Origin of the sequence: Mesorhizobium sp. M7A.F.Ca.US.006.04.2.1, assembly GCF_004022915.1 — a bacterium.
Taxonomy (GTDB): domain Bacteria; phylum Pseudomonadota; class Alphaproteobacteria; order Rhizobiales; family Rhizobiaceae; genus Mesorhizobium; species Mesorhizobium ciceri.
Genome location: NZ_RZQA01001655.1, coordinates 1 through 445, shown reverse-complemented (window position 1 = coordinate 445; position 445 = coordinate 1). Strand labels below are relative to the sequence as shown.

At 64.3% G+C, this 445-nt stretch carries 1 pseudogene; it reads right to left on the bottom strand.

Annotation, left to right across the window (positions count from 1 at the left end):
* Positions 1 to 430 (bottom strand): annotated as a pseudogene (locus EN925_RS39245) (riboflavin synthase); the annotation flags it as partial.
* Between the last annotated feature and the right edge of the window lie 15 nt (positions 431 to 445).

Sequence of the window (445 nt, the reverse complement as noted above, 5' to 3'; positions counted from 1 at the left end):
CCGCTTCTACCAGGCGCGCTGCGTAGCGGGCCATGGTGTCGATCTCGAGGTTCACCCTGTCGCCGACCTTGCGCTCGCCCCAGGTGGTCACGGTCAGCGAGTGGTGGATCAAAAGCACGTCGAAGCGCGCGCCTTCGATCTTGTTGACGGTGAGCGAGGTGCCGTCGAGCGCGACCGATCCCTTGGGCGCAATGAACTTCGCCAGGTCGCGCGGCGCCTCCAGCGTGAAGCGCACGGCATCGCCCTCATCCTTGCGCTCGATGATCTCGGCCATGCCGTCGACATGGCCCGAAACGATGTGGCCGCCGAGTTCGTCGCCGATCTTCAGCGCCTGCTCCAGATTGACTTTGGTGCCGGATTTCCAGCCCGAGGCCGTGGTCAGCCGCAAGGCTTCCTCCCATGCTTCAACCTCGAACCAGCGTGCATTCGAAACGCTGTCGGGTCA